Annotated in this window: 9 protein-coding genes, 1 tRNA gene, 1 pseudogene and 1 CRISPR repeat array; of the genes and pseudogenes, 8 read left to right on the forward strand and 3 right to left on the reverse strand. The window is 42.6% G+C overall.

Annotated features, from left to right (window positions below; genetic code table 11):
- The first annotated feature begins 152 nt into the window (after positions 1–152).
- From A7325_RS11675 to A7325_RS11685, 3 genes are all read left to right on the forward strand, one after another.
- Positions 153–497 carry a DMT family transporter gene (locus tag A7325_RS11675; protein WP_082894398.1) on the forward strand — a complete coding sequence of 115 codons (345 nt, stop codon included), beginning with the start codon at positions 153–155 and terminating at the stop codon, positions 495–497.
- A 51-nt stretch (positions 498–548) separates the two neighbouring features.
- Positions 549–1055 (forward strand): M48 family metallopeptidase, encoded by a 507-nt coding sequence (locus A7325_RS11680; protein WP_068408352.1) that lies wholly within the window; start codon positions 549–551, stop codon positions 1053–1055.
- A gap of 85 nt (positions 1056–1140) precedes the next feature.
- Positions 1141–2085 carry a DMT family transporter gene (locus tag A7325_RS11685; RefSeq protein ID WP_068408354.1) on the forward strand — a complete coding sequence of 315 codons (945 nt, stop codon included), beginning with the start codon at positions 1141–1143 and terminating at the stop codon, positions 2083–2085.
- Between the two features lie 73 nt (positions 2086–2158).
- Here A7325_RS11685 and A7325_RS11690 read toward each other — a convergent pair whose 3' ends face one another.
- Positions 2159–2911: a type 1 glutamine amidotransferase gene (locus tag A7325_RS11690; RefSeq protein WP_068408356.1), complete on the reverse strand. Its 753-nt coding sequence runs from the start codon at positions 2909–2911 to the stop codon at positions 2159–2161.
- 211 nt (positions 2912–3122) lie between these two features.
- Between A7325_RS11690 and A7325_RS11695 the strand changes: the two genes are divergently transcribed.
- A tRNA-Val gene (locus A7325_RS11695) sits at positions 3123–3199 on the forward strand.
- 361 nt (positions 3200–3560) lie between these two features.
- Here A7325_RS11695 and A7325_RS11705 read toward each other — a convergent pair.
- Positions 3561–3806 carry a helix-turn-helix domain-containing protein gene (locus A7325_RS11705; protein WP_068408359.1) on the reverse strand — a complete coding sequence of 82 codons (246 nt, stop codon included), beginning with the start codon at positions 3804–3806 and terminating at the stop codon, positions 3561–3563.
- Between the two features lie 116 nt (positions 3807–3922).
- Between A7325_RS11705 and A7325_RS11710 the strand changes: the two genes are divergently transcribed.
- The 4 genes and pseudogenes from A7325_RS11710 to A7325_RS11725 all read left to right on the forward strand — a co-directional run bounded on the left by A7325_RS11710 (position 3923) and on the right by A7325_RS11725 (position 8197).
- Complete coding sequence (locus A7325_RS11710) at positions 3923–4138, forward strand: hypothetical protein (protein WP_068408361.1); 216 nt, start codon at positions 3923–3925, stop codon at positions 4136–4138.
- An 11-nt stretch (positions 4139–4149) separates the two neighbouring features.
- A pseudogene (locus A7325_RS11715) lies at positions 4150–5352 on the forward strand (Arm DNA-binding domain-containing protein).
- Entirely contained in the window at positions 5349–5639 is a 291-nt protein-coding gene (locus tag A7325_RS11720) for a hypothetical protein (RefSeq protein ID WP_068408363.1), read from the forward strand. Before A7325_RS11715 ends, A7325_RS11720 begins: the two are co-directional and overlap by 4 nt.
- 562 nt (positions 5640–6201) lie before the next feature.
- Positions 6202–7790: a CRISPR direct-repeat array (repeat unit 28 nt; unit sequence TTTCTAAGCCACCTATGCGGTGGTGAAG).
- Between the two features lie 95 nt (positions 7791–7885).
- The gene (locus A7325_RS11725; RefSeq protein ID WP_025650617.1) at positions 7886–8197 is read left to right on the forward strand and encodes a transposase; all 312 of its coding nucleotides are present in this window, start codon (positions 7886–7888) and stop codon (positions 8195–8197) included.
- 213 nt (positions 8198–8410) lie between these two features.
- Here A7325_RS11725 and A7325_RS13870 read toward each other — a convergent pair.
- The coding region (locus A7325_RS13870; protein ID WP_227515012.1) for a hypothetical protein at positions 8411–9076 on the reverse strand (666 nt) is incomplete at its 5' end.

Below are 9076 nucleotides of genomic sequence, written 5' to 3' on the forward strand. Positions count from 1 at the left end.
ATGTGTATAGTGTTTCATAACGTTCTGATATGTAGGAGTTGAAGTTTGAAATGCAACACGGCACATCTTACTCTTCAACTCATTCTTTTAAAACGTTGCACTTCTTATTTGAATCTAGGAAACATATTCTAACCGATATAGGTGCCCTAAATATGAGTCCAACCATGATTGCTTACGGTTACCTTGCCATCGCTATTGTCTGCGAAGTCATTGGCACTACCTTTTTGGTCAAGTCAGAGCAGTTCACGCGTTTTGTGCCCACGCTGATTATGGCGGTGCTTTATGCAATTTCGTTCTACTTATTGACCCAAACCATAAAAACCATACCGATTGGTATAGCTTATGCATTATGGGGCGGGCTTGGTATCGTATTGACTTCACTGGTAGGACTGTTCTTTTTTAAGCAAACGCTCGATACCGCAGCGATAATCGGCATTGCGATGATTGTTGGTGGGGTAGTGGTGATGAATTTACTGTCTAATTCTGTGGCACATTAAGTAAACAGGCATTAGTAGTCGTTAAACATTGAAACGTCAAGGATAAACACATTGACCACATTAAAGTATATCGCGCATTACTCTGAGCAAATTCAAAGCCAAGCGGCGACGCTGATTAGCACGGGCAGGCTGGGTGAGTATTTGGATAAAAACTATCCAAACCGTCATCAAATACAAAGCGATAAAGCGCTATATCAATATAGTAATGACATTAAAAATCAGTATATGCGTAAGAGCAGTCCGCTGTCGCAAGTTTCTTATAACAGTAAACTTGCGGTGCTCAATCAGGCACTTGGCATTCATACCTATCAATCGCGCGTGCAAGGCAGTAAGCTAAAATCACATAATAGCATCACGGTAGCCAGCCTATTTAAAGAAGCGCCGCCCGAGTTTTTGCGTATGATCGTGGTGCATGAGTTGGCGCATTTTAAGGAGCAAGAGCATAACAAGGCCTTTTATCAACTTTGCTGTCATATGGAGCCAAACTATCATCAATATGAGCTTGATACTCGTTTATGGTTGCATTGGCGCGAGCGCTCATCTATCGTGATGAAATAAAAGCTAATAATAATGCTAAGTCAATAAAATAGTAATAGCGCTAATGACGATGAATAAAGCCGCTGTTTTAACACTAAGGTAGTCTATGAGTCAGTCAGCGCCGCAATCTATAGCTAAAGATAAAAAAGCATGGCTCATTCCTGTGCTGTGTCTCATCGCGGGTGGCGGATTGATCGGTATTTCTACCAATCTAGCCAAATTAGCAGGTGAGGTCGGTCTGACGCCGCTGGCATTTCTGTTTTGGTCTATCACAGGTGCGGCGTTTATTTTATTTAGTTATGCGTTGTTACGCCACGAGCTGCCGCCGTTAAGCAAAACAACCTTGAGCTATTATTTGGTTGCGGCGTTGGTGAGTGTGGCAGGCTCCAATCTCATTTTCTTCTCCGCTATTCCGCATGTCGGCGCCAGTTTTGTCGCCTTGATTATTTCTCTGCCGCCACTATTGACGTATCTTGCCGCTATCATCCTAAGAATAGAGCGCTTTACCAAGCTGCGCGCGCTTGGCGTGGTCGCGGCACTTGCCGGCGCAGGGGTGCTCGCCGTCCGTAAATTCACTGCGCCCGATGCCAGTGTTTTTTGGATTGGGCTAGCGCTTTGTGGTCCGGTGTTATTGGCGATTGGTAATATTTATCGCACCTTATATTGGCCTGATAATCTCTCTCCGAGCGCGCTGGCACCGGGTATGCTGATAGCCGCATCCGTGCTACTTGGCTTGTTTAGTATTTTACCTAATTATTCTCTTGCCGTTCCGCTAGCTGAGATGTTGCCGTTAGGGTTGATTGCCGTGCAGGCTTTCGTTTTTGCTGGACAGTTTTTATTGTTATTCTTACTACAAAAAACCGGCGGCCCCGTACTACTCAGTTTATTAGGCTCAGTTGGGGCGGTGGTTGGTGTGCCGGTTGCTATTTTTTTACAAGGCGAGCGTCCGCCTGAAGGGTTGTTTTTGGGCGCATCATTGATAGCGCTTGGCGTCGTGTTGGTTACCTATGGTGGGGTAAAAATGGCGGCATCAAACCAGCAGACTCAATAAAGGGTGGGCTTGCGGCTAAAAGAGGTAAAAAGCAGCTAAACCGTTAAGTTTTCTTAGGATTGAAAGATTAGGTTTAAATGTCCGCCGTCGTTACCATACGATTGAGCATGGCTGCTAAGCGCGCGTTGTTATCGGCAATATATTTATCGCCAAGCGTTATGATTTCAGTAGGTGATTGTACGGTTTTAGGATAGTTAATTAGCCCTTTTTGAATGGCATTGTCGCCATTTGCTACCATTTTAACGATGCTTTCTTTGGTGACTTCAAAATGACACTGCCAAGCCATAACCCAAGTACCAAGCGCTTTTTGCTGCGGCGTTTGATAAAGAAAGCCTTGATTGGGCCACGCTGCTGATGTTGCTAACGGAATCGCTCCTTGTGGATATTCAAACCCATCGCCATGCCAATGAAAGACCGTAAACGGCTGCTTTGGTAAGTCCTGTAGTAAAGGGTGAGACTGAGCGTCTTTAGTCAACTGAATAGGTAGCCAGCCGATTTCTTTTACGCCTGCCGGCTCTACGCTCGCCCCCAAGCAGTGCGCAATAAGCTGCGCCCCCAAACAGACACCTATCACTGTTTTTCCGCTATCCATACTTTGTTTAATCAGACGTTTTTCTTCAATTAGCCAAGAATGGTTGTCCTCATCGTGGACACTCATCGGCCCGCCCATCACGATTAACCAGTCAAAACTGTCAAGCGCTGGCAAGGTGTCTTTATTATAAGAACGCGTGTAGGTAATAGTGTGCTGATGATGAACTGCCCAATGCTTAATAAAGCTGAGGTCTTCGTAATCTGTGTGAAATAAAGCATGAATGCGTAAGGTCATCTGATGATCTCGATTAAGAAGTTATATTTTTATAATATTGACAGTCTATAAGCTATGAGCTGTCTTAGATAGTGGAAACTATTTAGAGTACTCTAATTCTCTTAAGTGTTTCATTATAAAGCGTAAAATTAGCTATTCTTATAATAACCTAATATTGTGATAGAAAAGGCTTGCAAAGTTTTAAAAACTTGCTAAAATGCATGTCCTAAATAGGCGTATAGCTCAGTTGGTTAGAGCGCTACCTTGACATGGTAGAGGTCGTTGGTTCGAATCCGATTACGCCTACCAGATTCGAAAATCCCCAATCTTTATGATTGGGGCTTTTTTTATGCCCGTTTTATAAGGGTTGTAGCAGAGATCGAAAGTATACATCCGGCAAAAACTCTGTTTGTCTATCCGTAAGTTAAATCCGTTAAAAAGTCCGTGTGCGTAAAATGTGCCCAAGGCGTGCCTAACGTATTTTTGGCTCGTTAAATAATGGAGCTTTTTGACCTCAACCTTAAGTACTCTCAATGTTTGCATTTTACATGCTTCAAAAGCCGGTATTAGCGAAAGCCCAAATCATCACGTGATTTGGGCTTTTTAATGTCTAACACATATGCCAAATCGTATCTAAATCTGCAGTTAACTATACAGCTCGAGCTTATTGCTAACTTTTCTTAGGTTCTAGCGTTTGTGCATTCTCCATATCGGCACTAGCAACATATTCAAAGATATCTCCAACCCCAACTTCTAAGAATTCACACAGCTTATCGATAGTATCAAAATCAATTCTTGATGATTGGTCGTTATATATTTTATGTAACGTCGTTTTGCTGATTCCTGTCGCGCGTACGGCATCCGCTACCTTTAGTCTTCTTTCGGCTAACAAAGTCGGTAAATGATTAACTATCACATCAAAACTCCAATCTTAGTTGTAAAAAGTACTTGCATAGTTATAAAAATATGTTAAATTACAACTATGGTGTTCAAAAGTACCATTATAATTAAACTTTATATAAGGAATGTATTATGTCACACACTTACCTGACAACCCAAGAGCTTTCTGAGCGTATCAAATACAATCCGCGCATGATCCGTAATGAGCTTAAGGATAGCGTACTTATTGAAGGCATTCATTACATACGTCCTTTTGGTGGTCGCAAGATTTTATACGTTTGGGAAGAAATTGAAAAAGACATGCGCACTGGTATCACCGGTAGCATCAACGCCATGGCACTGCAATAAGGAGAAATATGATGGCTAGCATTAGAGCACGTAAAGGTAGCAACATGCTATTTGTTGATTTTTATTATATGGGCAAACGCTGTCGGGAGACGACAAACCTGATAGATACTCCGGCAAATCGTAAAAAGCTTGAAAGTATTATTTTGAATATGGAAGCCGAAATTAGGTTAGGTATTTTTAATTATGCTAAATACTTTCCGAAAAGTGATAAGGCTGCAGAAATGGTAGCTTTAAACGATCGTAAGGAATGCATTAATACTAACGTTCCTTCCTTCAAGCAGTTCGCAACACTGTGGTTTTCTGAAAAGGAAATTGAGTGGCGCGATACTTACAAGCGCAAAATACAGGAGATTATTGATATGTATTTGCTTCCTGAGTTTGGTACTAAAGCCATTCATGTCATAAAAAAGACAGATGTATTAGCCTTCCGTTCATCGCTCGCCAAAGTAACGTACGGAAAAGCTAACAAACATCTGTCAGCGGCACGCATCAATTCGATAATGGTACCTTTGGGTATGATACTAAAAGAAGCCGCTAAACGCTATAAGTTTGATAACCCTTATTATGATATCAAGGCACTCAAACAGCCTAAAACTGATATTCAGCCTCTCACGTTAGAGGAGGTTTGGACGTTTATTAATGGCGTGAGAGAAGATTATCGCCATTATTATCTGGTGCGGTTTTTTACAGGTATGCGTACCAGTGAGATTGATGGGCTGACATGGGATAACGTTGATTTCAATCGTCGTGAGATTGTCATTAAGCAGGCGTTAGTCAAAGGCAAGATTGTCCCTCCTAAAACATAGGAGTCTTATCGTGCTATTCAAATGTCTCCATGGGTTTATGAGGCGCTGAAAGAGCAACAAGAAATCTCTTATAGGCGTTCGGATTATGTGTTTTGCTCACATACGGGTGAGCCATTGGATTATAACAATGTGAATAAGCGTATTTGGCATCCTACACTTAAAGTTTTACGGTTGAAGAAGCGCAACGCCTATCAAACACGCCATACTGCAGCGACTTTATGGTTGGCGGCAGGTGAGAGTCCTGAGTGGATAGCCAGTCAAATGGGCCATTCGACGACTAAGATGTTATTTAATACTTATAGTCGCTATGTACCAAATATGACACGCCAAGATGGTAGTGCTTTTGAGGCGCTCGTAAATCGAAGCCAGATTACTCAAGCATCTACTGACAAGGAGACGTCAAAATGAAAATTATTGATTACAACAAGCTATTTGCCGAGTTTAAACCTAATGGCTATGTCAGTGAGGATGCAAATACTATCGCCAATATGCTGATTTATGATCTATGTATTCAACCTGGCTCTAATCTAGCGCGCTTTTTAGGAGTTAAGCCTTGCTTTGACAATCATATGGCGATGCGTATATGGGTACAGAAGCGCTTGGATGTGAGTCTTGGATATGTGGTTGAAGATATGTGTATTCAGCTACAGAGCGAGCTTTACGAGCTACTACCACTGTCTGGTTATGGCTACTAACGAGGAGAATATCATGAGTGTTAACTTTGTGTTCAACTCAAGCCTAGATGATGTAGCAAAGCGTTTGTGCTATGAATATTGGTCGTATTTATCACCCAATGACTATATCAATCACCTAAAGATACTTTGCTACGATTACAATATAAGGTCTGAGGAGTTGTTTGCTACGCTTGCAAAATGCCAGGTTTATTTAGATGACATACATTGCGAGTATTGCGGTCGTCCCTATCAACTAGATGTGCCAGCAGATATTCCCCATGCAAGACAACATAAATCTTGGTTTTGTGATGGATGCATCAGTTTTTCTGGGGGACAGCTTACGGTTAGTAGATAGATATTTAAGAGTATTTGATAACCAGATGGCCTAGGCTGTCTGGTTTTTTTTATGTTGATTATTTTCTTCTATGTAAAAAGCGTAGTGCTTAATCAGTCTATTTTCGAGAATTATAAGCCACCTATGCGGTGGTGAAGATAAGGTCGCCAAGGTGGAGACCGAGCCAGTCTTTCTAAGCACCTATGCGGTGGTGAAGGGTTTTGCAGGTGAAAATAGCAGAATGTATAATTTCTAAGTCACCTATGCGGTGATGAAGATGCAGTAAGCAACTAACAAAGGATGTTTTATTTTCTAAGTCACCTATGCGGTGATGAAGACGAGCCTTGCAGTGTTTACTTAGGCGCTAATTTTCTAAGTCACCTATGCGGTGATGAAGCTTTAGTGACGTATGGCTCACTCACGCCGCTATTTCTAAGTCACCTATGCGGTGATGAAGCCGACCCGTTCCAGCGTTTAGGCGTATTTGCAGTTTCTAAGTCACCTATGCGGTGATGAAGCAGAAGAGCGTGCGCAAGGTCGTAAGGCTGTTTTTCTAAGTCACCTATGCGGTGATGAAGTTGGCTTTTAGGCGGTATGATGGGGTTTTATTTTTCTAAGTCACCTATGCGGTGATGAAGTTTGCACTAGATGCAGAACAACACGCAGAGGTTTTCTAAGTCACCTATGCGGTGATGAAGTCTTCAAGCATCAAGCCTTTGTTAATCATCTTTTTCTAAGTCACCTATGCGGTGATGAAGGAAAGGACAAAGGCGGCGAGTGGATTAGCCAATTTCTAAGTCACCTATGCGGTGGTGAAGCGCCTGTTTGCTGCATTGGCGTTTTGGTTAATTTTCTAAGCCACCTATGCGGTGGTGAAGTGTCGTCGTCGTTCATACCCATAAACGGTCTATTTCTAAGCCACCTATGCGGTGGTGAAGTTGCACAGACTGAGCAGATTAAGCATGTTATGTTTCTAAGCCACCTATGCGGTGGTGAAGGCTGCCTGAAGAGTATCTGAAGCTGGTCTGTGTTTCTAAGCCACCTATGCGGTGGTGAAGAACACGCACACAAACACTGGCGATGCGGTTGTTTTCTAAGCCACCTATGCGGTGGTGAAGCTATTCAATACGCCAATGCCGCTTCATCTTGGTTTCTAAGCCACCTATGCGGTGGTGAAGCACCGAAAACAGACCACTGATTTTGGACTTGTTTTCTAAGCCACCTATGCGGTGGTGAAGAAAATAAAAAAATATTAAGCCGTCCTTTATAGTTTCTAAGCCACCTATGCGGTGGTGAAGGCTTCGTGTCTTGTTTCGACTGTCAGTTTTTATTTCTAAGCCACCTATGCGGTGGTGAAGTATTCGCTATCAAAACTATCTACCACTTCGTATTTCTAAGCCACCTATGCGGTGGTGAAGCAGCCGCGATAAACATTGCTTTTAGGGTGGTATTTCTAAGCCACCTATGCGGTGGTGAAGTTAACTTGGCTCTAGCGACCTCTGCTGTCTCATTTCTAAGCCACCTATGCGGTGGTGAAGTCGCTTAAAGCCACTTGCTTGCGTTTTGGTTATTTCTAAGCCACCTATGCGGTGGTGAAGATACACAAAAAAACCCCGCTACTTGGCGAGGTTTTCTAAGCCACCTATGCGGTGGTGAAGCGCGTCATCTAACTGGCTGTCATCAAACAAACTTTCTAAGCCACCTATGCGGTGGTGAAGCAGCCAAACTAAAGACAGCATCACTTTTGGTTTTTCTAAGCCACCTATGCGGTGGTGAAGAGTCGTTCTGTGCATGGCTGGATATTCATCATTTTCTAAGCCACCTATGCGGTGGTGAAGAACACGCACACAAACACTGGCGATGCGGTTTGTAGTGGCATAATAAAATTGGACAGCTTCTAAGAGGTTATAATAACCCAAAGAAGGAAACTAGTATGACCAACAATCGCAATCAATATACCCGAGAATTCAAGCTTGAAGCCATCAGCTTAGTAACTGAGCATAAGCGTAAAATACCTGATGTAGCAAGCTCACTTGGCATTGGCAAATCCACCCTGCAGAAATGGCTGAGTCAGTATCGACAAGAAACGAATGGCCAAGCACCTAAAGTCGGCAACGCTTTAACGGATGAACAACGCGAGCTACAAGAATTGCGTAAGCAGGTTAAGCGACTCACTATGGAGCGCGACATATTAAAAAAGGCTTCTGCTCTGCTGGCCTTGGACAGCCTGAACGGCTATCGCTGATAAGCAAGCTTGCAGAGCAAGACAAAAGCGTCAGTAAACGCCGACTATGTGACTTATTTGGCATCATTAAAAGCAGCTACTACTATGGCACACAGACTAAGCCTATCGATATTGAACGTGTCAAACTAAAAGCCTTGATACGTCAAATATTGGTGTAATGGACAAAATTCATGCTAAAAAGTAGAAGGTAGTCGCTAATGGACATAATTCATGCTATTTGAGTGATTTTGATAGTAGAAAGTCTTTAATAAACCGTAACTTACGCTGGTCATTTAGACCATGATGACTGTGTAATTGGCGCTTTAACTCACTGAATAAACCTTCAAGAGAATTGGTGGTATTTGGTATGTCTAACTGCTCATACTCTTGATAAGTAAACAACCAATCACTATTGGTTCTGAGGCTGCGATAAGCACTTCTAAGACGCTTATGCGTATACCACGTTCTACCAGTATCTTCATTGATGCTACGCTCACTCAGATAGTCTTCATGGGTTAAATACCATTGATCTAAGCATTTTGTGAACGTGGCTTTATCAAGCTTAGTTAAGTCTAAAGTGAGCCGTCTAAGCTCGATACTAGCAATATTTTTAGGGCGACGAGTGAGGTAACGAGTCACTATTTGCACCTGATGAAACTGGCACATCTGGCAAGGGGTGCAAGTAAATAACGTTCTAAGCCCTCGTCTGCCATCGCAGGTGATGCTTTGTACATCAACGCCTAACGATGCTAGATGATCAATTCCTTGTTTGTAGGTACTATTGGTTTCATGACTGACTATCGCGTAGTAAAGAACCGCTTTAGTAGTATTGTCCATAAAAACCATTAAACCGAACTTACGACCAAAGTAAGTGGTGTCCATGATGATGTTAGCAGTCTT

Source organism: Psychrobacter sp. SHUES1 (assembly GCF_001652315.1).
GTDB lineage: Bacteria > Pseudomonadota > Gammaproteobacteria > Pseudomonadales > Moraxellaceae > Psychrobacter > Psychrobacter faecalis.